Annotated in this window: 16 protein-coding genes, 1 tRNA gene and 1 pseudogene; 10 read left to right on the plus strand and 8 right to left on the minus strand. The window is 51.3% G+C overall.

The window, feature by feature from the left end:
* Positions 1-232: 232 nt before the first annotated feature.
* The 6 genes and pseudogenes from pncB to PREMU_RS02165 form a co-directional block, all read right to left on the minus strand.
* A complete protein-coding gene (gene pncB / locus PREMU_RS02140; RefSeq protein WP_040558546.1) occupies positions 233-1,444 on the minus strand; it encodes a nicotinate phosphoribosyltransferase in 1,212 nt (403 codons plus the stop codon).
* 213 nt (positions 1,445-1,657) lie between these two features.
* Positions 1,658-1,825: pseudogene (locus tag PREMU_RS02145) on the minus strand (creatininase family protein); the annotation flags it as partial.
* A 53-nt stretch (positions 1,826-1,878) separates the two neighbouring features.
* The gene (locus PREMU_RS02150) at positions 1,879-2,796 is read right to left on the minus strand and encodes a dihydrodipicolinate synthase family protein (protein ID WP_007572784.1); all 918 of its coding nucleotides are present in this window, start codon (positions 2,794-2,796) and stop codon (positions 1,879-1,881) included.
* 52 nt (positions 2,797-2,848) lie between these two features.
* Positions 2,849-4,084 carry an MFS transporter gene (locus tag PREMU_RS02155; RefSeq protein ID WP_007572785.1) on the minus strand — a complete coding sequence of 412 codons (1,236 nt, stop codon included), beginning with the start codon at positions 4,082-4,084 and terminating at the stop codon, positions 2,849-2,851.
* 20 nt (positions 4,085-4,104) lie between these two features.
* Complete coding sequence (locus PREMU_RS02160; protein ID WP_007572786.1) at positions 4,105-5,160, minus strand: cyclically-permuted mutarotase family protein; 1,056 nt, start codon at positions 5,158-5,160, stop codon at positions 4,105-4,107.
* A 16-nt stretch (positions 5,161-5,176) separates the two neighbouring features.
* The gene (locus PREMU_RS02165; RefSeq protein ID WP_007572787.1) at positions 5,177-7,231 is read right to left on the minus strand and encodes a GDSL-type esterase/lipase family protein; all 2,055 of its coding nucleotides are present in this window, start codon (positions 7,229-7,231) and stop codon (positions 5,177-5,179) included.
* A 260-nt stretch (positions 7,232-7,491) separates the two neighbouring features.
* On the opposite strand from PREMU_RS02165, the gene PREMU_RS02170 reads away from it, so the two are divergent.
* The 3 genes from PREMU_RS02170 to PREMU_RS02180 are packed head-to-tail and all read left to right on the plus strand — an operon-like array spanning position 7,492 to position 13,656.
* Positions 7,492-10,758, plus strand: coding sequence for a SusC/RagA family TonB-linked outer membrane protein (locus tag PREMU_RS02170; RefSeq protein WP_007572788.1), 3,267 nt, complete (start codon positions 7,492-7,494; stop codon positions 10,756-10,758).
* A 43-nt stretch (positions 10,759-10,801) separates the two neighbouring features.
* Complete coding sequence (locus tag PREMU_RS02175; protein WP_007572789.1) at positions 10,802-12,451, plus strand: RagB/SusD family nutrient uptake outer membrane protein; 1,650 nt, start codon at positions 10,802-10,804, stop codon at positions 12,449-12,451.
* A 20-nt stretch (positions 12,452-12,471) separates the two neighbouring features.
* A complete protein-coding gene (locus PREMU_RS02180) occupies positions 12,472-13,656 on the plus strand; it encodes an AGE family epimerase/isomerase (RefSeq protein ID WP_040558547.1) in 1,185 nt (394 codons plus the stop codon).
* Between the two features lie 56 nt (positions 13,657-13,712).
* On the opposite strand, the gene PREMU_RS02185 is transcribed toward PREMU_RS02180, so the two are convergent.
* Together PREMU_RS02185 and PREMU_RS02195 are read right to left on the minus strand one after the other, a co-directional pair.
* Positions 13,713-14,036: a DoxX family protein gene (locus PREMU_RS02185; protein ID WP_007572793.1), complete on the minus strand. Its 324-nt coding sequence runs from the start codon at positions 14,034-14,036 to the stop codon at positions 13,713-13,715.
* A 249-nt stretch (positions 14,037-14,285) separates the two neighbouring features.
* Positions 14,286-14,359: transfer RNA gene (locus PREMU_RS02195), tRNA-Asn, on the minus strand.
* 213 nt (positions 14,360-14,572) lie between these two features.
* Between PREMU_RS02195 and PREMU_RS02200 the strand changes: the two genes are divergently transcribed.
* The 7 genes from PREMU_RS02200 (at position 14,573) to argB (ending at position 23,916) form a co-directional block, all read left to right on the plus strand.
* Complete coding sequence (locus tag PREMU_RS02200; protein WP_007572794.1) at positions 14,573-16,294, plus strand: S41 family peptidase; 1,722 nt, start codon at positions 14,573-14,575, stop codon at positions 16,292-16,294.
* 165 nt (positions 16,295-16,459) lie between these two features.
* Positions 16,460-17,626, plus strand: a complete 1,167-nt coding sequence (locus PREMU_RS02205; RefSeq protein ID WP_007572795.1) for a TlpA disulfide reductase family protein — start codon at positions 16,460-16,462, stop codon at positions 17,624-17,626.
* A 47-nt stretch (positions 17,627-17,673) separates the two neighbouring features.
* The gene (locus PREMU_RS02210) at positions 17,674-18,198 is read left to right on the plus strand and encodes an NUDIX domain-containing protein (RefSeq protein ID WP_007572796.1); all 525 of its coding nucleotides are present in this window, start codon (positions 17,674-17,676) and stop codon (positions 18,196-18,198) included.
* 132 nt (positions 18,199-18,330) lie between these two features.
* Positions 18,331-20,658: a type I DNA topoisomerase gene (topA, locus tag PREMU_RS02215; protein ID WP_007572797.1), complete on the plus strand. Its 2,328-nt coding sequence runs from the start codon at positions 18,331-18,333 to the stop codon at positions 20,656-20,658.
* Between the two features lie 9 nt (positions 20,659-20,667).
* On the plus strand, positions 20,668-21,198 hold the full coding sequence (locus PREMU_RS02220) for a shikimate kinase (RefSeq protein WP_007572799.1): 531 nt from the start codon (positions 20,668-20,670) through the stop codon (positions 21,196-21,198).
* A complete protein-coding gene (gene speA, locus PREMU_RS02225; RefSeq protein WP_007572801.1) occupies positions 21,195-23,087 on the plus strand; it encodes a biosynthetic arginine decarboxylase in 1,893 nt (630 codons plus the stop codon). The genes PREMU_RS02220 and speA overlap by 4 nt, the downstream gene beginning before the upstream one ends.
* A 55-nt stretch (positions 23,088-23,142) precedes the next feature.
* Positions 23,143-23,916, plus strand: a complete 774-nt coding sequence (gene argB, locus PREMU_RS02230; protein ID WP_007572803.1) for an acetylglutamate kinase — start codon at positions 23,143-23,145, stop codon at positions 23,914-23,916.
* Positions 23,917-23,924 lie beyond the last annotated feature (8 nt).

Genomic DNA, 23,924 nt, shown 5'->3' on the forward strand with positions numbered 1-23,924 from the left:
TTTATGTGATCAATCTTGATAAATACTGGTAGCGATGCATAATCCATACAGCAAAGGCCTTGGTCAGATCATAAATATCTATATCCGGCCTTTTCCTTGCTAAAACCATAGCCTTACCCCTTTCTTTTTTTATTAGTTCAGCGCATTCCGCTTACGCTTATTGTAATCATAACTCTCAATCCTCACCCCCTCACCTCTCAACGCTCAATGACCAATCCTCAACATTCAATGCTCAGCACTCCCCGTAATGGATTGACTTCATGAAACGGTCTATGACTTCAGGCTTTCCCGTATGCTTGCCGTCGTCTTCCGAGATCTTGCAGGTGTCATTGTAGAAAGGCCACGATTCCGTAATCTTGGCAGCCACAAGCTTGATGACAGTGTTCATGGGGGCGACATGTGGAAAGTCGTTGGTGAAATGAGTGCCGATACCGAACGAGGGCATTACAAACCTCGAAGCATATTGTTGAATCTCAATAGCCTCATCGGTAGTGAGCGCATTGGAAAAGATGACCTGCTTGGTTCGGCTGTCAATGTTCAGTGATTGATATTTCGCTACGATCTTTCTCAGCTCCTTACGGTTGTCTCCGCTGTCCACCCGCAGTCCTTTGAAGAGATTGGCAAAGTCTTCAGAGAAGTTAAGTGAAAAGATATTCCATCCGAAAGAATCATAGAGGTAGGTGCCTAACGCACCACTGAAGGTATGCCTCCAAGCATTCATGGCAATGTGGTTGGCCATTTGTGGGCCATACATGCCGCCGATGGCGCAGATGAACTCATGTGCCATGGTCCCTACTGGCGTAAGGTCATATTTCATGGCTAAATAGACATTGCTGGTGCCTACAAAGCGTCCTTTCCAGTCATCGCGGCTCTGCTGGCAGTCGCGGAAGGCACGGACGATAACATCCTCCGCTTTGAACGAGGCGCGTCGGCGCGTGCCGAAGTCGCTGTACACGCAGCCGGCCGACAGCAGCTTCTCTCCTTTGACATACGTGCGGCGGTAGTAATCATCGTAGTCAAAGTCCTTGTTCAAGCCCGTCACCATGTAGTAAAGCTCCGAGACAATAGCCAGCACTTTCACTTCCAAGAGGATGGTGTCACTCCACGCGCCCTCAAACTCTATGTGCAAATGCCCCTCTGCATCCTGACTGACCCTTGTCCAGCGGGCATCGTAACGGAAACCGCGCAGGTAAGTGAAGAACCATTCGGGCATGTAGTAGCACTTACGCCGCATGAAATCAATCTCTTCATCGGTGATGACGACGTTCTCCAGCATCTTGATCTGCTCCTTGACAAGGTCGCCAAAGCCCGCAGGATAGGCAGTATCGTTGCGGTCGACAAACGTATATCTTACTTGAGCCCGCGGATAATTATCGATGACGGCGCAGCACATGGAGAACTTATAGAGGTCGTCGTCGGTGAAATGATTGATAATCTGTTGCATGATAGCGATATTACTTTTGTGTGCAAAGATAGACATAATAATTTTAACGCAATCCATTATGCCAGGAAAAAACACGGTTTCCGATCTACACCAGCCCCCTTTACGCCATCGTGGCACTGCCTTTACGCCGTAGAGGCATCGCCATTACGCCGCAGAGGCAGCACGAAAAAGCAAAAAACGCACAGACAGGCTTTCAATCTACATCAACTTCACAGCAGCCTCCACGGCAACGTCATGCGAGAGAATGCAGTCGGTCAGATAAGGCAAATGCAGGTTGTGGGGCTCTGTTGCGCCCCACGGCAGCAGCACTAAGTCATAACGACGACTGCACGCCACGCTGTAGGCTGAGACAGAAAAGTCGAATTCACGATTCGCAATCATAGTCTCATCCTGTATTAAACGCATTGCATGGACGACCCTTGGGCCGCTCTTGCTCAGAAGATGTTGCAGTGGCTGAAGAAGTCGATGGCCTCAAGTTCCCGCTTCATCTGCTGTTCCTCCTCGTCGGTCATGTTGCGGAAGGGCACGCGGTTGGGGCCGAGATCGAAGCCGAGGAGCTTCATGATGCGCTTGCCACCGACGATGTTGCCACGGAAGTGGCAGATGACGTTGATGACCTCCTGCGCATAGTTCTGCGCCTTACGGGCACTCTCGAGGTCGCCTTTATTCCAATAGTCGATAATGGAGACGAGGCACCGCCCGTTGTAATTGGTCGTGCCGCCGATGCCGCCTTTGGCGCCGCCCTGCGCCAGTGAGGGCAGGATGGTCTCATCTTGTCCGTGCAGCATATCGTACTTGTTGTTCTTGTAGAGGCGGCACTGATTGTACTCATACAGGCTCTCGAAGGTGTATTTGATGCCCGCAAAGTTAGGGATGCGGCCGTCGACAGCTTTCAGTAAGTCAAGCATGGGCAGGTAAGCGCCATTGAAAGCAGGGATGTGGTAGTAGTAGAACGGCAGTTCAGGCGCTGCGGCGGCTATGGTCTCGCAGTATTCTACCAGCTCCTCTATCCTGCCGATGTGCGGGAAAGGAGGCGCCATGGAACCAATGCCCCATGCGCCAATCTGCTGTGCGTGGGCCGCCAGACGGACACTGTCGCGCAGACAACAACTGCCCACATGCACGATAACCTTGAAACCTTCGGGAGCAACCTCCATCCAACGCTCAGCCAACTGCATGCGCTCCTCAACGGTGAGCATGTAGCCTTCACCTGACGAGCCGTTGATGAACACACCTTTCAAGCCATTCTTTGCCAGCATGGCGGCATAGGCTCTGATGGGTTCCAGGCTCACGTCGCCATTGGCGTGGAACGGGGTAAACGGAGCGTCAATCAGTCCGATAATCTTTTCCATGGATAAATATTTATGATAATAACAATGTATTTTCGTCATAGGCGCAGAGCACTTACTCCACGTTGTCGGTGATAGGCCGCAGGCAGGCGAGCTGTAAGATGACAGCCAAGGCCACAATGCCACCCAAGAGGGCGAAGCCCAAGCCTAACTCTCCGCCATCGCTCCACCGCCCTAAGACCTGTGTAACAAGGGCACCGGCAAACACGCCTGTCATATTCATCAGTCCGTAGGCCGTGGCACGGTAGCGCACAGAGATGATCTGGCAGAGGATGGGCATGTTGTTGGCATCAAACATGCCATAGCCCACGCCGAAGCACACCCCCGCACCGACGACGGCTGTCAGGCTGTGGCCAAAGCCCAGGAAGACAAGGGCAGGGATGGTGAGTGCCAAGCCGATAGCACTGGTATAGATACGTCCGCGGATGTTGCGCTGTACCCAACGGTCGGAGAGCACGCCGCCAATGATGACCCCTAAGAATGAGGAGACGGCAATGGTAATGGTAGAGACGGGACCTGCACTCGCCATGGGGATTTGAAGATCCTGGGCGAAAAGTGTCGGCAGCCAGTTGCGTACAGCCCATCCGGGCAGGCTTGGTGCGGTGAAATAAAAGAGGAGAACCCAGAAAGCCCACGTAGACAGTACGATGCCCATGCCCCGCAGTCCCTGCCGCTTGCCCTTGTCTGTGGAGGGCGTGGCTTTCTTTTCCAACTCACGTTCAGGGTTGTCACGAAGGAAGAGGATGAGAATCATCGAATAGACAATGCCTATCAGACCAAAGCCATGAAAGGTCTCCTCCCATGAGAAGGCAGCGGCAACGGTAGCCCCAAAGCCGCCAATGGCCTGCCCAGTGTATAATCCGGTCATGTGGATGCCAATGGCCAGCGAGCGCGACTTGCCCGTGTGCCAATCGGCAATGAGCGTCAACGCGGAAGGAATATAGATGGCCTCGCTGATACCCATCACTGCGCGGAGCACATAGAGTTGGCTAAAACTCGTGGCAAAGCCCATCAGAAAGGTCACGCCCGACCACACGAAAAGACTGATGACAACGAGCCACTTCTTGCTGAAACGGTCGGCAAAGACACCGGCTAACGGACTCACGAGACCGTAAATCCACAAAAATACAGCCATCAACGCACCGAAAGCCTCTGCCTTATTCAGTTCGACAATATCGGCCTTCATGGCTTCCTGCATCGTTGAGAGCATCTGCCGGTCCATGTAGTTGAGCAGGGCCACAACCCACAGCAGGGCGACCACCACCCAGGGATAAATCTTTTTCTTGTTCATATATATAATAAGGTGTACGGTCAATGAATGGTGATTTGGTAAATGTCTGGCGTGCGTATGCCGGGCTTCAGTTCTCCACCGATGAGATAGACCCGTTTTCCAGCTGCCACCATGACGGCTCCGGCACGCGCAGTCACCGTATGGCTGCCTATCATTCGCCATCGTCCACGCTCGAAGAGAAAGATATCGGGATTGAAACGATACCACGCCACGGGGTGAGAGAGGTAGCCGGGCTGTGGGGAGTTGAGAGCCTGGAGAAAGACGTCCTTGTTGACACCGCCTGTCACCAAGACGCGATCGGCATCTATATTGACAGCACAAGCTCCTCCGAGAAACACTTTCTCACCCTTGCTGTTCACCGGAGCAGGCACTGTGACCTCGGTCTGTCCGTAGCGCTTCCCGTCCAAAAAGAGGAGAGCTGGACGATTTCCATCCTTCGCCACATACCCGCCCCAGACATAGTATCTGCCTTGAGAGAAACCACTGACTGGCTGCATCAGACGCATTGTCTCCGCCTGCTCTCTTGTCCATCCATGCGAGAGCTGGCGCAGGTTGAGAGTGTACAGGCCATCCTTGCCCCTGACAAAGAGCCGGCCACCCTGTAAGGCTCCTGTGAAATTGTCCATTGGATGGGGCAACGACGGCAGCGTGTCAATGACCGCACGACCTTTCCTAAGACGAATACGCAGCACTGTGTTGAGCGACTCATGGTTGTTACAACCACCCGCGCACACGATGCCGTCATCGGCGGAGACGCTCACACCGTAGGCCGCCTCGACAGGCAGCTCTCCCACTTTGTGCCAGCACAGCGTGTCGTTTCGGCTCAGGCGCGCAGCGTAAATGCCACGGTAATAGCGCTTTTCGCCACCCTCTGCCGCCGGCTTCCCAGGGAAATTACAACCGCCTGCCATAAGCAGCATCCGACCGATACGTCCCGCAAAGCACGCCGAGACGCCTTGACTGATGCCCTGCTCAGCCGATGGAAAGCCACGCATCAACCGGAGAGAGACCTTCGACTGGGAGACTGCGGAGAGGCTTACACTGAGCAGGAAGTATAGAGACAGTAGTTTTCTCATTGCCTGATACCACGTTTTATCGTTTAAAAGTGCTTGCAGGCAGACCGCAACCGTTGACCAAGTTGGCTCTTGTGAATGGCTGCCAGCCATATCTCACGGTCTGCGGAGTCGGTACTAAAGAGCTGTGGACCACCACTGACGTACCTTCCACACGCGCTTCTGCCTGATAGAAAATACCATCGGCACCCGCCACATCGAAGCCGATGAGACGCTCACCGGCAGAATGGAGGCCTTTGGCATGAGAGAAATCAAGCCGGATGGTATCGCCCAAAAGAGTCTTTCCAACACACACTGGCCCTTCCGACTCAAGGCCATGATCATAACTATGGCGCAGGGCTTGCCATGCCAGGCGCTCACCAACAGGCTGTTTACGGGGGTAGTGGACGTTGAGTGAGTCGCCGAGATCAGTCGTCACGATGAGATAAGTATGTGGCAAGCTGTCAGCCAACAGCCGCTGACTATTGCGGAAATAGGGCCACGAGGGCCGGTCCAGACTGGAGAGCTGAACCATATAGAAAGGCAGGTCCGCCCGATGGAAATAGCGACGCCAACTCTTCTCCAATAAAGTAAAAAGTCGTTGATGCGTCTCAATGTTGTGGGCATTCGACTCTCCTTGATACCAGCATACACCTTTGACAGGGTAATGCTGTAAAGGCAGAATGCCGGCCTCGAACATATAAGCCGGCTCAAACGGATGGCGCGGCCATTTCGCTTTGGAATGTGACACGTTGTAAAGGGCACGTTCGCGAGCCCATGGCTGTCCAAAGTCGCCGTGATACCAATCGGAGAGAATGTCGGGGAAGTCCCATTCCAAGGTCCAGCGGTCTATCCACGACTCGGTTGTAGTGCCGCCTACAGCATTGCAGATGATGCCGACGGGCACCTGAAGACTGTCGGCTAACACGCGACCGAAATGATAAGCTACCGCGGAAAAGGAGGCTATGCTGGACGCATTGGGTGTTTTCCAGGGCCCCATGTCCAGCAATTGGAGACGATTGACAGAGTCGCAGCCTTGCGCCGACCACTGTTCTTTCCATGTTTTAAAGCGTGATGGCATAGAGAAGAGATGCAGATAACACTGGCTGGACGCCGTGTTTTCATCATTAACAGCACTTTGACACGCCGAAATGGGCAGCTCCATATTCGACTGTCCGCTGCAAAGCCACACGTCACCCACCCATACATCGTGGAGTTCTTGTCGTTTTGAGGGAGTGGAAAAGGTCACAGAGTAAGGTCCGCCGGCTGTGAGCGCAGGGAAAACAGCCTGCCACAGACCGTCGTCATCGCCTCGCGTCTCTACGGTTTTGCCAAGAAAATTCACACGAACACGCTCTCCGCTATTGGCCATACCCTGGAAGACGACCGGCTCATCACGTTGCAACACCATTCCGTCTGTATATAAAGGTGGGAGTTGGAGACCGCCATAATCACCCGTAAGCGCTGAATAGACAGTCCGTGCAATGATTTCCGCACCCTCGGCATTAGGATGGACGGCATCGGCAAAAAGGTCAGGGCGATCGTATAACGGTGTAAAGAGATCTATGAGACCCGTGTGGCAGCTCGACGCTACTTCGCGGATGTGTTGCTGAATTTGCACGTGCCAGTCACGTGTACCTGAGAGAAAGCGACAGTGGCGAAACGTAAGGGGGGACATCAGGCACAGCCACACTCGAGCCTTGGGGTTGTACTGTCGCAGGCTGTCTATCAGAAGGGTATAGTCATGATTGAATTCATCTTGGAAGTTAGGCCAGTTGCGGGGATCCGTATCGTTCACACCTAAATGAATAATGATTAGGTCAGCAGCATAGTCCACAGCCTCGCGGTATTCCTGTTCCGACACATAGGGGTGATGCCCACGACGAAGCAGTGTGCAGCCGGAGTGGCCAAAATTGCGCACTTCATACTTCTTGCCAAGCAGCTGCTGTAACCTTATGGGGTAAGCCTGGGTGTCGCGGTCGGGGAGGCCAAGCCCATAGGTGATGCTATTACCTATGCAAGCCACTTTGATGCGGCTCTTAGCCTGCCCCCACTGCGACAACAGAAGCAATAGGAAAAGGTAGAATATCCTCATTATGTCTATTCTATTAGGTTATGATATTTATAAATCTGATTGCAAATTTAAGCAATAATAGCGTTATAACAAAAGAGTTTAGAAAATAGTTATGTTAACAATTCATAATGGCTTAATTATTTCAACTGAATGATTTGCATTTGTAAAAATCATGGCGTATATTTGCAACGGAATTATAAGATAAGTACAAAATTGCATGGTATGATACATTATAACTAAATCTAAATAATTTAATGCTTAACTAAAACTATCAATGTCGTATGAAAAGACTATTCGTTATCCTTTGCAGCGCGTTGGCATACATTTCGGTGATGGCCCAGAAGACCATCGGCGGAAGTGTGGTTGATGCGGAGAATGGTGAGCCATTGGTGGGTGTAACCATCCAGACCATGGACACCAAAAGCGGTACCGTCACCGATCTCAACGGACAGTTCTCGCTCTCAGTGGCGAAAACACCCGTTCAACTCAAAGTGTCCTATCTTGGCTACTATGACCAAGTAGTCTCTATCAACGGAAGCACCATGGTCATTAAAATGAAACCGTCAGCCCAAGAGCTCTCCGAGACCGTCGTCATCGGCTACAGCGGTTCTATCATCCGCTCCAAACTAACCAACTCTATTTCCAAAGTCAAGAACGAGAACTTAACTACAGGCATGTTCTCCAATCCCTCGCAGGCACTCTCCGGCACCGTTTCAGGTCTGCGCGTCATCCAGAATTCAGGTAATCCAAATGCCTCTCCGACCATCGTGCTCCGTGGCGGAACCGACTATGACGGCTCCGGATCTCCTCTCATCGTGGTCGACGGAATGATCCGAAGTAACATGACCGACATCAACCCCAACGACATTGAGTCAATGGAAGTAATGAAAGATGCTGGCGCCACCGCCATCTATGGCTCACGTGCCAACAATGGCGTCATTCTCATCACAACAAAGAAGGGAAAGAACGGAGAGGGAAAAATCAACCTCAACACTAAGCTCTCGTGGAACTACTTCAACAATCCATACAAGTTTTGCGATGCTGGCGACTACCTCTTTTATGAGCGCCGGTCCTATCAATACGCTAATGAGAAAGGCACAACCAACCTCAATTCGCTCTCAGGCACACAGCCCTACGGCACCGGAAACGACTTTTATGCCGACGGCAATAAGACCTCAAAGGGCATTTGGGGAGTGTATCTCTACGACAACCTCGACGCTGAAACACAGATGCGATTAAAGGGCGAGGGATGGCAAACCATGACGGATCCCGTCACCGGAAAGACCCTCATCTATGCCAATAACCACATGGAAGACTTCAACATCAATACGCCGTCTTTCTCTCAAGACTATAATCTCAGCTACAGTGGTGGCAACGATAAGGGCCACTACTATGCAGGCATGGGTTACAACAAGAGTGAGGGTAATGCCATCAACAACTACAACCGTCGTCTCTCCGGACTGCTGAACGCCGACTATACGATCAAGAAGTGGCTCACATCGTTCTCCAACCTCAATTTCTCAACCACTAAATACCGTGGCATTTCTCCCTTCACCGGCGAGCAGGACTACTTCTCACGTAACTTCTCTTATCCTCCAACCTTCCGCGCTTACAATGCAGACGGAGAACTGCTATTAGGTAAGAACTCAGGCGACGGCAACCAGAAGTTCCTGGAAAATGCATGGCAGAACGACTACAGCAGACAAAAGTTCACGCTCTCTCAGGACTTTCGTTTCAACCTCTACGACGGGCTCACGCTTGATCTTAAGGGTGACTGGTATTATGAATACTATACCTACGAGGATTTCTATCACACTTATCTGTCCTCACCGGGAAGCTACAACTCGAAACACGATTCATCGTCAGAGAGCAACAAACAGCTCACACAGACCTACAATGCCCTGTTGAACTACAACAAGACTTTCGGCAAGCACGGCATCAGCGCACTGCTCGGTTGGGAGTATTTCAATCAGAAATACCAGTCACTTTCAGCAAGTGGCTATAACCCTGACAACAACTATTTCTGGGACTTGCAGTACACCAAAACCGACGAGGGAGCACGATCTATTGATACCTCGCATGCAAAATTCATCACTGAGTCTTATTTTGCCCGTATCAATTACGACTACGATTCCAAATATCTGGCAAGCTTCACACTCCGCCGTGACGGCATCTCGAAGCTGAGCAAGGACAACCGTTGGGGCACCTTCCCCGGAGCTTCCGTAGGCTGGGTATTCTCACGAGAGCCTTTCATGGAAAAGTACAACAACTGGCTGAGCTTCGGCAAGCTGCGCACTTCCTATGGTAAAAACGGAAACGTGAACTCCAGCTGGGTGGGCAACTATACCATTCAGGGTGCCTATGCACAAACCAACTACAACGGTTCCACAGGCTTCTATCTGAACAATATCCCCAATCCTTACCTGACGTGGGAGACGTCACGCACCTTCGAACTCGGTGTCGACTTAGGATTCCTGGACAACAAGATTCAGACCAACTTCACTTGGTACGACCGCCGCACCTATGACAAATATGCCAGCATCACCATTCCGGCATCATCAGGATTCACCAGCATCACTTCCAACAACGGTACACTGCGGAACCGTGGATTTGAGTTTGACCTGAACTATCACATCCTCAACACCAAGGACTGGAGAGCTGACTTCAACTTCAATATTGCCTACAACACCAACAAGATCATCAAGTTGCCGGACAACGGCAATGAGAAGAACCGTCAAGGCGGCTTCTATGTCTATACTGGCAAAGGCAATGACAAGAAGTATGTCGGTGGTTATGCCGAAGGTGAACGGCCGGGCGACCTTTACCTCTTCGTAGCCGAGGGAATCTACAAGAGCTACGATGAGATTCCGGGTAACCTCGTCGACGAATCCACATCCAACAACGGTGGCTCCAACAAGGAGCTCTACGGGCCGAAGGCCTATGCAGAATACGGAAAGGCAAAAGGCGGACTTGCCATCATGCCTGGTGACGTCAAGTGGAAGGATGTCAATGGCGACGGTGTCATCGACAACTACGACCGTGTGAAAGTGGGTAACACCGTGCCTAAGTACACAGGAGGAATGAACCTCTCTGTCTCATGGAAAGGCCTCTCCCTCTCTACACGCATGGACTTCGCACTCGGTTTCAAGACCTACGACTACCGCACACCATGGATCATGGGTAACATGCAAGGAACTTACAATACCCTTACCAATGTCAAGGATACATGGTCTGAAGACAACCCCAGCGCCAAGTACCCCATCTACATCTGGGCCGACCAGCTGAATGCACGCAACTACGACCGCTACAGCACCCTGTTCTGCTACGACGGCGACTACCTCTCATTCCGCGAGGTCACACTGTCCTATTCCCTGCCTAAATTCATTGTCAGCAAAGTAGGCATAGAGAACTGCACACTCTCCGTGACCGGCCAGAACTTGGGCTATATCTGCGATGCACCGAACATCTTCTCACCGGAAGTCTCCTCCAACTATGGCGGTTATCCCCTGCCAAGGATGCTCGTCTTAGGGTTGAACGTAACGTTCTAAGTATCAATGAAAACAGAAAACGTGTAATCAAAAGAAAGAAACAATGAAACTATTCCATATCATTTTCAGCAGCCTTGCCTTAGGATCCTTGGTGGCATTTACAAGCTGCGAATCGCTCGACCAGTCACCGAGCGACTACTTTGCCAGTAGCAACTTCTGGCGGGACAACGCACAAGTGAGCGGTTATATGACCGGACTGAACAGCTATCTCCGCTCCGCTTATGGTGACAACTTCACCATGGGCGAGATCCGTGGCGGGCTATTGGGCAACGGCGACGACGGTACGGGCGTCTCCGTCTTTGGAGAATCCATGAACAATCAGACTATCATCAAGCAGGATCTGCGTGAAGATAATGCCATGTTCAACAACTGGAACAACATCTATAGTTACATTGTCCGCGTGAACCTCGCCATCCAACAGATACCCAACTGCAGCTTCCTTTCCGACAAACAGAAAGCGCTTTTTCTGGCACAAGCCTACGGCATGCGCGCCTATTACTATTTCTTCCTCTACCGTACATGGGGCAATGTGCCCTTAGTGACCGATGTGGCCATCACCGACGGTGAGGTATCGGCCGCGCGGTTGTCACGCCCACGCACCAATGCCTCTGAAATCATGAAGCTCCTCAAGACCGACATCGACGAGTCGGAGAAGCAATATACCGCAGCCGGCAGCAATGGATGGCAAGACCAATACAACTGGAGCCTCTATGCCACGCTGATCCTTAAGGCAAACATCTACACATGGGCTGCCAAGGTGACTACGGGTGATCAGGCTGCGACAGGACAGAGTGATCTGCAAACTGCAAAGACCGCGCTGCAGACAATCATCAGCAGCGGAAAGTTCAAGCTTATGCCGGAATTTTATCAGGCCTTCCGCCCCGACTTTAAGGCTTCCAACAAAGAAAACATCCTCGCCGTGCCATTCAACCAGACCGACAAGGTGTATTTCCCCAACATTAGCCAAGCCTTGGCACAAGCTAACTTCTTTACCACCGGCTTCACGCTCGACAACCAACCGCTCACGCTGGATAAAACACAGACGTATGGCACCTACACCCTGATCAACGGACTTCTGCGTTATCAGTACAAAGAGAGCTTCTGGCGATCATTCGACGAGAAGGACACGCGGCGCGATGCCACTTTCTTTGCCGTGAAGACAGACACCAAGAAAGAGGCGACAGGAGCTAACTTCGGCGTGCTCGTACCCAAGTTTTCGGGTACCTATTCTACGAATGAAGGCACTCATTATCTCGATGCCGACGGCCCTATCTTCCGTTATGCGGAAGTGTTGCTGCTCATGGCGGAAGTGGAAAACGACTTAGGCGGTGACCCATCACCTTATATCAATGAGATCCGTGCACGTGCTTTCCATGGCAGTGAATACACGCCTTACACCAAACAAAGTCAGTATGAGAACACCAAAGCCATATTGGCAGAAGACGATAAGGAATTCGTATTCGAAGGAAAGCGGTGGTTCAATCTCATCCGCATGACCGATGCCAACGGGCAGTCGCTGGTCTTTGACTCGTCGGTCAACTATCCGTTCATCCCCGGAGCGATGGGCAGCGAAGGACCTATCCTGAATACAGCCGACGCTTACAAGGTGCTGTGGCCGCTGTCCACATCGACGATGAATAATGATCACGCACTCAAGCAGACCGCCGGCTACACCACCGCCTTTGAGAGATAACTATACGTATCACTATTATGATTGATAAAAAGACATATCTTAGCCGCTGGGCAGACACCTACAAGCATGACCTTACGGAGAACATCATGGCTTTCTGGCTGCAACACGGCTGGGACCGCAAGCACGGAGGGGTCTATACGTGCCTCAACCGCGACGGCACGCTGATGGACACCACCAAGAGCGTGTGGTTCCAGGGGCGCTTTGCCTTCGTCTGCGCTTTCGCTTACAACAACGTGGAGCACCGTCAGGAGTGGCTCGACGCCGCTAAGAACACCATCGACTTCTTTGAGAAGTATTGCTTCGATGCCGACGGACACATGTATTTCTCCGTCACCAAGGATGGACGCCCCTTGCGAAAACGCCGCTATGTGTTCAGCGAGACTTTTGCGGCCATCGCATTGTCTGAATATGCCATCGCCACAGGCGACAAGCACTATGCACAAAGGGCCTTGGATATCTTCCACGACTTGCAGCGATTCCTCAACACACCGGGATACCTGGAGCCGAAGTTTGAGCCAGATGTAGAATTGCAAAGCCACAGCATCGTGATGATCCTCATCAACGTGGGGTCACGCATCCGCGCCGTCATCAATGACCCAGTGCTCACTCAGCAGATTGACGAGAGTGTGGAAAAGCTGCGCCGGTACTTCATGCACCCGGAGTTTAAGGCACTCCTGGAGACCGTTGGGCCCAACGGTGAGTTTATCGACACCAATATGACACGCGCCATCAACCCGGGGCACTGCATCGAGACGGCATGGTTTCTCATGGAAGAAGCCCGCTATCGCAACTGGGACAAGCAACTTCTTGACACCGCGCTCACCGTCTTCAACTGGTCATGGGAGTGGGGCTGGGACAAGCAGTACGGCGGCATCATCAATTTCCGCGACTGCAAGAACCTGCCGCCACAGGACTACTCACAGGACATGAAGTTCTGGTGGCCGCAGTGTGAGGCCATCATTGCATCGCTCTATGCCTATCTTGCCACCGACGACGACGAGTATCTCTACCGTCACCGTCAGATCAGCGAATGGACCTATGCCCACTTCCCTGACAAGGATTTCGGCGAGTGGTTCGGCTACCTGCATCGCGACGGAACAGTGGCACAGCCGGCAAAAGGCAATCTCTTCAAAGGACCCTTCCACATCCCACGCATGATGGCAAAATGCTACTCGCTATGCAATGACATTCTGAACAAGATCTAACAAAACCATCAGGGGTCGCACTTCCGGCGCGACCCCTGATGGCATGAAACACTCTTTTAACTGAAAATATTGTTTTTGGTGATGGCATACTTGCCGCCTCCAGTGAAGCAGAGAGCAGCGGAACCAAGAAGAAAAAGCAGCGGGTCCTCAATCATCAGACCACCTGTCATAGGATCAAGGCTGAAGAGCTGAGCGGCATGAGCCATAAGAATGGCCACAACCATGTTGAACAGCACTACCACCGAGGCGGCACGCGTCCACAAACCCACCAGGATGAAAGCGGCACCCACAAGCTCGACCAACAGGCATCCGTAAGCAATAAAACCGGGAAGGCCGAGACCGGACAACATGCCTTCAATAAACCCGACACCGTGAAGCAGCTATTTCAATCCTCCAAGTATTTGCCGGCTTTTTGCACACTTCTTCCGTTCCTTCTGGATGATTATTCTACAGTTCACCAACCTCCACATCATCATTTCCTCACTCTTGAAATAGATTGGCAAACAAAAATCAAGATCCTCAGAAAGATAAAAAAAAGCTGCGATCCAACGACGTTCACCATGACACAAGGACACGCTCAGGAAAAGCTTGAACATAAAAAAAGGGCAACCTAAAGTTGCTCTTCTTTGCGCTCCAGGATGGGCTTGAACCAACGACCCCCTGATTAACAGTCAGGTGCTCTAACCAACTGAGCTACTGAAGCAGTGTGCTTATCATTTCTGATTTGCGGTTGCAAAGGTACGTACAATCTTCGAACCGACCAAACTTTTTCGAAAGTTTTTTATCTTTTTTCTTCATAGATGTTATTTTTGTGCTTCTTTTAGGCTGAAAGGGCTTGATTATTCGTATCTTTGCACAGCATAAAGCAAAAAGGAATACTTGATCAAGTTTCTATATCGTAAATACTTCATCATACATGCGAAAGACATATTTGTTATTGCTCTGCCTCTTCACCGGCATTCTCGGTTATGCGCAAAACAAGGACGAGCATTATTTCAAGGTGGCAAAAAACCTCGACATCTTCAATACCATCTACAAGAATCTCGACATGATGTATGTCGACACGCTCGACGCCGATGTCACCGTCGGCACTGGCATCAACGCCATGTTGCGCAGCCTTGACCCCTACACCGAATACTATCCCACCAGCCAAAGCCAGGACTTACGGATGATGCTTACCGGCAAGTATGCCGGCATAGGCTCCCTCATACGCTACAATTTCAAGCTTGGCCGAGTATGCATCGACGAGCCTTACGAGAACAACCCCGCCGCCGAGGCAGGGCTGAAGAAGGGCGACATCATCCTCACCATTGATGGAGAAGACATGACAAAGAAGGACAACGCTTACGTGAGCAGCCATCTGCGGGGTGATGCAGGATCCACCTTTGAACTGAAAATCCGCCGCCCGTCAACAGGAAAGGATATGAAATTCAAGATTACACGCCGCGTCATCCAAATGCCGGCAGTGCCCTACTACGGCGTACAGAAAAACGGCTTCGGCTATCTCAACCTCAACTCCTTCACCGAAGGCTGTGGAAAAGCCGTACGCAACGCCGTCATCGACATGAAGGAAAAAGGTATGAAAGGCCTGGTGTTCGACCTGCGGGGCAACGGCGGCGGATCAGAATATGAGGCCGTGAGTATCGTCAACAGCTTTGTACCCAAGGGGCGTCTCGTGGTGAGCAACCGCGGAAAACTGAAGAAAGCCAACCACGACTACTATACTCAGGTGGAGCCTGTGGATACCGTCTTACCCATTGTGGTACTCGTGAACGGCAACACAGCCTCGTCTGCTGAGATCACCAGTGGATCGCTGCAGGACTTCGACCGCGCCGTGGTGATGGGTACAAAAACCTATGGAAAAGGCCTCGTGCAGACCGTCATAAATCTGCCTTATAACACGCAGATGAAACTCACCACCAATAAATACTACATCCCTTCCGGACGATGCATACAGAAAATCAACTACAAGCACACGGCCACAGGTGGTGAGGAGGTCGTGGCCGATTCGCTCACCCGCGCCTTCAAGACACTTCACGGCCGCACCGTGCGCGACGGAGGCGGCATCATGCCCGATATCAAGGTGGAAGCCGATTCCATGCCCAATATCACCTATTACCTTGCAGCCGTGCGCGACTCCAACGAGCTGGTCAATTCATGGGAAGAGAAATACATCGCCGCCCACCCGACTATCACCAAGCCCGCCGACTTCCAGCTGACCGATGCAGACTTCAACGACTTCAAGCAGACAGTGCTTGCAAGCTCATTCAAGTACGACCCCATGAGCGACAAACAGCTGAACGAACTGGAGAAACTCGCAAAGTTTGAGGGCTATTACGAGGATGCCAAGCCGGAATTTGAAGCATTGCGCAAGAAGTTGCATCACAATCTCGCCAAAGACCTGGACCTTGCCAAGGAAAGCATCATGCAGGTGCTTACCAACGACATCGTTACGGCCTACTATTTCCAGCGAGGCGCCGTAGAAAACATGCTGCGCACCGACAAGCAGGTGAAGGCTGCCTTCGACCTCCTGGCCGACAAGACTAAATATGACAGCATTCTCAAGCTACAACCCATAAGCGAACCTGCTGCCAAGCCGCTGGCCAAGCCACAACAGAAGAAAAAACAAAAGAAATAGATCGTACAGCACGTGCCGGAGAATCGTACGGCACGTGCCGGAGAACTATACAGCACGTGCCGGAGAATCGTTCGGCACGTGCCAGACCACCCCTAAAAAAACAGAACTGTCATTTTGTCTTTACAATTGATTAAGCTAATTCTGCAGAGAAAATAAAAAATCATTATGAAGATACGCCATTTATTCACGGCAGCCGTTCTGGCACTTGCCGCAATGAGCATCACGTCATGCACGCAAAAGAAGTTTCATGTGTCCGGCACTATCACCGATGCCAAGGATTCACTGCTTTACTTTGAGAACATGGGGCTGAACGGTCCCGTCACTGTCGACTCCGTCAAGCTCGGCGCCGACGGCTCTTTCTCATTTGCCGCCAAGGCTCCCGGCAACCCCGAGTTCTACCGCCTGCGCATTGACCGCCAGCTCATCAATGTCGCCATCGACTCTACTGAGGACGTGAAGATCAATGCCTCCTATCCCACCATGTCGTATAAATATAATGTGGAAGGTTCGGAAGAATGCGCGAAAATCAAGGAGCTTGCCATGATGCAGATGAACTTACAGACACAGATCAACGCCATCGCCAACAATCCCAGCGTGCCCTACGAGAAAGAGACTGACAGCATAAAAGTGGTGCTCAACAACTACAAGAATACTGTCAAGAACGATTACATCTTCAAAGCGCCAATGAAAGCGTACTCTTATTTCGCGCTCTTCCAGACCGTCGTGCTCGGAGGCCGGCCTTTAAACATCTTCGACGCACACAGCAGCAAGGCCGACGTACAGGTCTACGCCGCCGTAGCCACCAGTTGGGACACTTATTACCCGAAATCAGAGCGTGGCGAGAACCTCCACAACATCGCCCTGGCCGGCATGCGCGACCTCCGTATCGTGCAGGCGCAACAGGCCCAGACTCTGCCTGCAAACAAAGTCTCGGTCTCCGGAGTCATCGAAATAGCTTTGCCCGACCATGAGGGCGTGGTGAGAAAGCTGACCAGCCTCAAGGGAAAGGTGGTGCTACTCGACTTCCATGTCTTCGCTTCCAAAAACAGCACACAGCGCATCATGTGGCTGCGCGACCTTTACAACAAGTATCATGCACAGGGCCTGGAAATCTATCAGGTGAGCCTCGACCCCGACGAACACTTCTGGAAAGAGCAGGTAGCGGCGCTGCCTTGGATCTGCGTCCGCGACGAGAACGGCAGCATACAGGCCGCTTCAGCCTACAACGTACAGCAAGTGCCGACATTCTTCCTCATCGATAAGAACAACGTGCTGCAGAAGCGCGACGTACAGATTAAAAACATTGACGCAGAGATAAAGAGTTTGTTGTAACTCTTGCCTCTTAAACACATCACCCCTAATAACTTCCAATTATTCATATGCACCCATTAGAAAAGTTCAGCTATTGTCCGGTTTGCGGCAGCAAACATTTCGTCAACAATGACGGGAAAAGCAAGAAATGTAAGAATTGCGGCTTCGTGTATTATCTCAATCCCAGCGCTGCCACGGCCGCATTCATCCTCAATGACAACAACGAGTTGCTTGTGCTAACCCGCAAGAAAGAGCCTGCAAAAGGCACGCTCGACCTTCCCGGAGGATTCGTCGACATGGACGAGACTGCCGAGGAAGGCATGAAACGAGAGGTCAGAGAAGAGACCGGACTGGAAGTAACGGAGACGAAATATCTCTTCAGCTTCCCCAACGTCTACTACTATTCGGGATTCCAAATCCCCACAATGGATTTCTTCTTCCTATGTAAAGTCCAGGACTTTACCCGTCTCAGTGCCGGCGATGATGCCGCGTCCTATCAATGGATTCCGCTGAAGGACATCCACACCGAGCTCTTCGGCATGCGCTCTATACGCCAGGCACTTAACGAGCTGTTAGTGAGGTGGAGACCATAGGGAGATATTAAAAAACCTAAATTCTTGCCTATCTAATAATGTATTGGCAAGTGAAATGCTTACTTTTGCCTCCCAAATTGTCATAGGCCGACTATGCGGACATAGTCCGACCATTAATAAACGCGCTATTGTATGCAAGACAACTTAGTGATAGTAGAGAGCCCCGCCAAAGCCAAGACTATTGAGAAGTTCCTTGGCAAGGATTATAAAGTAATGTCAAGCTACGGACACATCCGCGACTTGAAAAAGAAAGAGCTCAGCATCGGCAAAGATACGCTGAGCCCTGTTTACGAAATACCGGAGGATAAGAAGAAAGTCGTTGCCGAACTGAAGAAGAACGCCAAGGCAGCCAAGAAGGTATGGCTTGCATCCGATGAAGACCGCGAGGGAGAAGCCATCAGCTGGCATCTGTGTGAGGTGCTTGGCCTCGACGAGGCCAAGACATCACGCATTGTTTTCCATGAAATCACCAAGAACGCCATTCTGCAAGCCATAGCGCACCCCCGGCATTTGGACATGAATCTTGTCGATGCCCAACAGGCGCGGCGCGTACTCGACCGCATTGTGGGCTTTAAGCTCTCACCAGTGCTTTGGCGCAAGGTAAAACCAGCTCTCTCTGCAGGACGAGTGCAGAGCGTGGCAGTAAAACTCATCGTGGAGCGCGAGCGCGAGATTCAGCAATTCAACAGCGAACCGTTCTATCGGGTGAATGCAATCTTCACCATGCACGACGGCAGCGAGGTGAGAGCAGAGCTCGACTCCCGTTTCAAGACTTACGAAGAGGCTGAGACCTTCTTAGAGAAGTGTAAGGCCGCCTCGTTTGTAGTAAGCGACATTTCAAAGAAGCCTCTCAAGCGCATGCCGGCACCACCGTTCACGACTTCTACCCTGCAGCAGGAAGCCGCACGCAAACTCGGATTCACCGTTTCACAAACGATGCTGGTGGCGCAACGACTCTATGAGAGTGGACGTATCACCTACATGCGTACCGACAGCGTACATCTCTCTACACTCGCCTTGAACGCATGCAAGGAGGAGATCATCAAAGAGTATGGCGCCGACTACAGCCATCCACGTGAGTTCCAAACCAAGTCGAAAGGCGCACAGGAAGCCCACGAGGCCATCCGCCCGACCTTTGCCAATACCGAAAAAGGAGAATGGGGCCCACAGGAACGCCGCCTTTACGACCTCATCTGGAAACGCACCATCGCTTCGCAGATGGCGGAGGCGAAGATAGAGAAGACCACTGCCATCATCGATATGGACAACAACACCGAGCATTTCACAGCCAACGGTGAAGTTGTAGTCTTTGATGGATTCCTGAAAGTGTACCATGAATCGACCGACGAGGAAGCGGACGGCAAGACAGAGAATACCAACATCCTGCCTGCTCTCCAAGTCGGCGATAACCTTGAACGTAAGGAAATCACCGCCACAGAGCGTTTCACCCAAGCTCCCGCACGATATACCGAGGCCAGCCTTGTACACAAATTGGAAGAGCTTGGCATCGGCCGCCCGTCAACATATGCGCCAACGATCTCAACCATCCAGCTGCGCGAATATGTCGTCAAAGGTGATAAGCCCGGTAAAGAACGCCCCTACACCATTGACACTTTGCAGGGCGAGACCATCACCCAGCAGAAGAAAGTAGAGTTAGCAGGCTCAGAGCGGGGAAAACTCATACCGACAGACATCGGCATTGTGGTCAATGACTTCCTTCAAAAGAACTTCCCTGAGATCATGGATTATAACTTTACCGCCAAGGTAGAAGGGCAGTTTGATAACATTGCTGAGGGTAAAGAGGACTGGAAAGAGATGCTCCACAAGTTCGACGACAAGTTTGAACCACAAGTGGAAGAAGTCATCAGCCAACGGTCTGAACATAAGGCAGGTGAACGGCAGATAGGCATCGATCCGAAGAGCGGCAAGCCTGTTTTCGTAAAGATTGGCCGCTTTGGGCCTGTGGTGCAGATTGGTGCCGCCAGCGAGGACGAAAAACCGCTGTTCGCACAGATGCCTAAGGACAAGAGCATTGAGACTATCACGCTCGACGAGGCCCTCGATCTCTTCAAGCTACCCCGCAAGGTAGGCAAATATGAGGGCGCCGACGTGACCATCGGCGCAGGGCGCTTTGGACCGTATGTGCTGCACAATAAGAAATATGTGTCAATCCCGAAGAGTGAGGATCCAATGGCGATAACCCTTGAGCGTGCCATCGAACTCATTGAGGCCAAACGAAAGACAGAGAGAGAACGGCATATCAAGACGTTCAGTGAGGACGACAAGCTGGAACTGCTCAAAGGCCGGTTCGGACCCTACATCGCCTATGATGGCAAGAACTATCATATTGATAAGAAACTGCACGAACGCGCTCTTGCCGGCGATCTTTCATACGACGAATGTATGGATATCGTCAAGAATGCGCCGGAACCAAAGCCTCGCCGAGGACGTAAGAGCTGACAACTGCTTATGAGGAGAATCATCATCATCGGCTATATGGGCTCCGGGAAGACCACCGTAGGCCATGACCTGAGCCTGGCAACAGGGTTACCGTTCTACGACCTCGACTGGTATATAGAAACCCGAATGAGGCGCAAGGTGAAGCAAATCTTCGACGAGGATGGCGAGGAAGGCTTCCGAAAGATCGAGCACAACATGCTTCATGAGGTAGCTGAGTTTGAGAATGTCATCATCTCATGCGGGGGAGGCACACCATGTTTCTTCGACAACATGGACTACATCAACCGCCAAGGCGAGACAGTCTATCTGAAATGCACACCCGAGGTGCTCTACAAGCACCTCAAAATGGGAAAAACAGTCAGACCTTTATTGTTGAACAAAACTCCCGATGAGGTGAAAAGCTTTATCCAGACACAACTCAAAGAGCGGGAATCATATTACAAAAAAGCAAAGCATATCATTGATGTGACATTGATGGACAGCAGGGAAAAGATTAAAACTACTGTTGACGCAATTCGAAGAGAACTGGAATTAGAATGAAGAAATGGACGATTGAAGACTCTGAGGAACTCTATAACATCAAAGGATGGGGCACCTCTTATTTCGGCATCAATGAGCAAGGGCACGTCTACGTGTCGCCTGTAAAGAGCGATGTCAAGATTGATTTGCGTGAGGTGATGGACGAATTGGAACTCCGAGATGTCACACCTCCAGTATTGCTTCGCTTCCCTGACATTCTCGATAACCGCATCGAAAAGATGGCTTCGTGCTATGATAAGGCAAGGAAAGAGTACGATTTCAAGGGACATAGCTTTATCATCTATCCTATCAAAGTCAACCAAATGCAGCCCGTTGTTGATGAAATCACCACACACGGACGTAAGTTTAACCTTGGTCTTGAGGCTGGATCCAAACCGGAGCTGCACGCTGTGATTGCCCAACAGTGCAAAAGCGACTCTCTCATCATCTGCAATGGCTACAAGGATGAGAGCTATATTGAACTTGCCATCCTGGCGCAGAAACTCGGTAAGCACATCTTCATCGTCGTGGAAAAGCTCAACGAGATAGACGTCATTGCCAAGACTGCAAAGCGGTTGAAGGTAATGCCAAACATCGGTATCCGCATCAAACTCGCCTCGTCAGGCTCTGGCAAATGGGCAGAGAGCGGCGGCGACGCGTCGAAATTCGGCCTCACCCCCTCTGAACTGCTTGAGGCTTTAAACAAGCTTGACGAGTACGAACTGCACGACGGCGTGAAGCTTATCCACTTCCATATAGGCTCACAGATCACAAAGATACGCCGCATGCAGAATGCGCTTACCGAGGCAGCACAATATTATGCCAACCTGAGAAAGATGGGCTATAATATAGAATATGTGGATTGTGGGGGCGGACTCGGCGTGGACTACGATGGCACACGGTCCAGCAACTCAGAAAGTTCGGTCAACTATTCCATTCAAGAATACATTAACGACTGTATATATGCCTTCGTAGATATTGCCAACAAGAACGATATCCCCCACCCTAACATTATCACCGAAAGCGGGCGGTCGCTTGCTGCTCACCACTCTGTACTCATCCTTGACGTACTTGGTGTCGCTTCTTTGCCGGAGATGCCGGAGGAGTTTGAGGCAAAGCCGACTGACCATCAACTGGTGCGCGACCTCTATGATATCTGGTGCAACATCAGTCCAAAATCAATGTTAGAGGACTGGCATGATGCCGACCAGATACGCGAAGATTGCCTTGACATGTTCGCTCACGGCATGGTTGACTTAAAAACCCGTGCGGAAGTAGAGGCCATGTACTGGAGCGTATGCCACGAAATAGACTCTATGGCCAAGCGAATGAAACACGTGCCTGATGAGCTGCGCGGCCTCGACACACTGCTGGCCGACAAGTACTTCTGTAACTTTTCACTCTTCCAGTCGCTGCCAGACTGCTGGGGCATTGACCAACTCTTCCCTATCATGCCAATAGAGCGGCTCAATGAAGCGCCGACACGTAACTGTACGCTGCAGGATATCACCTGCGACTCGGACGGAAAGGTGGCCAACTTTGCAGTCAGGGGATCGCAAAGCAATGTGCTTCCCGTACATGCATTGTGTAAGAACGAGCCTTACTATATTGGTGTCTTCCTTGTCGGCGCTTATCAGGAAATACTTGGCGACATGCATAACCTCTTCGGTGACACCACAGCCGCACACATCTCGGTGAAAGACAGCACTTATCACATTGACCAGATCATCGATGGAGAGACTGTGGAGGAAGTGCTTGAGTACGTACAGTACAATCCCAAGAAGCTGGTACGCCAATTGGAGCAATGGGTCACAAAAAGTGTCAAGGAAGGCAAGCTCCCACTGGAAGAAGGCAAAGAGTTCCTCGCAACTTATCGGTCTGGGCTTTACGGCTATACCTATCTCGAGTAATTACTGTAGCCCTTCGATCATCAACATTCCCTATTCCAATCAATATGTTATAGATATGCAGAATCTAACGATTATAAAGGTCGGCGGCGCCATAGTGGAAGACAAGTCACGTCTCAATGAATTCCTTGACCGATTCGCCCAGATTGACGGCTGCAAAGTGCTTGTTCACGGTGGCGGCCGCAGGGCAACGAAGGTGGCTTCAGCCTTGGGAATAGAAACAAAGATGGTAGATGGCCGCCGCATCACCGATGCGAACATGCTTGAAGTGGTCACGATGGTTTATGGCGGACTGGTCAACAAGGACATTGTGGCCCAGCTTCAAACCCGCGGAATCAACGCCCTCGGACTGACGGGGGCCGACATGAACGTCATGCTGAGCCACCGCAGACCACTACGCAATGGAATAGACTATGGTTTCGTCGGGGATGTCGACTTCACTGATGGCCAGCAACTGGCTGCCCTGTTGGAGCACCAATTGACCCCAGTCATAGCTCCACTCACCCACGATGGCAAGGGGTCTCTGCTCAATACGAATGCCGACACCATCGCGTCTGAAACGGCCAAAGCGTTGGCTCCTTTCTTCGATGTCAGCTTGATCTTCTGTCTTGAAAAGCCAGGAGTGCTCGCCAATCCTGATGATACCGGCAGCATCATCCCCGTTATCACAAGGAGTGACTTCTCCAAACTCACCGCTGAAGGCATTATCAGTGGAGGCATGAAACCAAAGATAGAAAATGCGCTCATCGCTGTAAAGGCAGGTGTAAAGCGTGTCATCATCACAAAAGCTGAGTATTTGGGCACCGACAGAGGTACAGTTGTCAGATGTTAAAGACAGGT

This window comes from Hallella multisaccharivorax DSM 17128, from assembly GCF_000218235.1.
GTDB classification, from domain to species: domain Bacteria; phylum Bacteroidota; class Bacteroidia; order Bacteroidales; family Bacteroidaceae; genus Prevotella; species Prevotella multisaccharivorax.

Bases quoted from the DNA above. Each gene is read 5' to 3' on its own strand.
- pncB (WP_040558546.1), bottom strand. From the start codon at position 1,444: ATGCAACAGATTATCAATCATTTCACCGACGACGACCTCTATAAGTTC.
- PREMU_RS02150 (WP_007572784.1), bottom strand. From the start codon at position 2,796: ATGGAAAAGATTATCGGACTGATTGACGCTCCGTTTACCCCGTTCCAC.
- PREMU_RS02155 (WP_007572785.1), bottom strand. From the start codon at position 4,084: ATGAACAAGAAAAAGATTTATCCCTGGGTGGTGGTCGCCCTGCTGTGG.
- PREMU_RS02160 (WP_007572786.1), bottom strand. From the start codon at position 5,160: ATGAGAAAACTACTGTCTCTATACTTCCTGCTCAGTGTAAGCCTCTCC.
- PREMU_RS02165 (WP_007572787.1), bottom strand. From the start codon at position 7,231: ATGAGGATATTCTACCTTTTCCTATTGCTTCTGTTGTCGCAGTGGGGG.
- PREMU_RS02170 (WP_007572788.1), top strand. From the start codon at position 7,492: ATGAAAAGACTATTCGTTATCCTTTGCAGCGCGTTGGCATACATTTCG.
- PREMU_RS02175 (WP_007572789.1), top strand. From the start codon at position 10,802: ATGAAACTATTCCATATCATTTTCAGCAGCCTTGCCTTAGGATCCTTG.
- PREMU_RS02200 (WP_007572794.1), top strand. From the start codon at position 14,573: ATGCGAAAGACATATTTGTTATTGCTCTGCCTCTTCACCGGCATTCTC.
- PREMU_RS02205 (WP_007572795.1), top strand. From the start codon at position 16,460: ATGAAGATACGCCATTTATTCACGGCAGCCGTTCTGGCACTTGCCGCA.
- PREMU_RS02210 (WP_007572796.1), top strand. From the start codon at position 17,674: ATGCACCCATTAGAAAAGTTCAGCTATTGTCCGGTTTGCGGCAGCAAA.
- topA (WP_007572797.1), top strand. From the start codon at position 18,331: ATGCAAGACAACTTAGTGATAGTAGAGAGCCCCGCCAAAGCCAAGACT.
- PREMU_RS02220 (WP_007572799.1), top strand. From the start codon at position 20,668: ATGAGGAGAATCATCATCATCGGCTATATGGGCTCCGGGAAGACCACC.
- speA (WP_007572801.1), top strand. From the start codon at position 21,195: ATGAAGAAATGGACGATTGAAGACTCTGAGGAACTCTATAACATCAAA.
- argB (WP_007572803.1), top strand. From the start codon at position 23,143: ATGCAGAATCTAACGATTATAAAGGTCGGCGGCGCCATAGTGGAAGAC.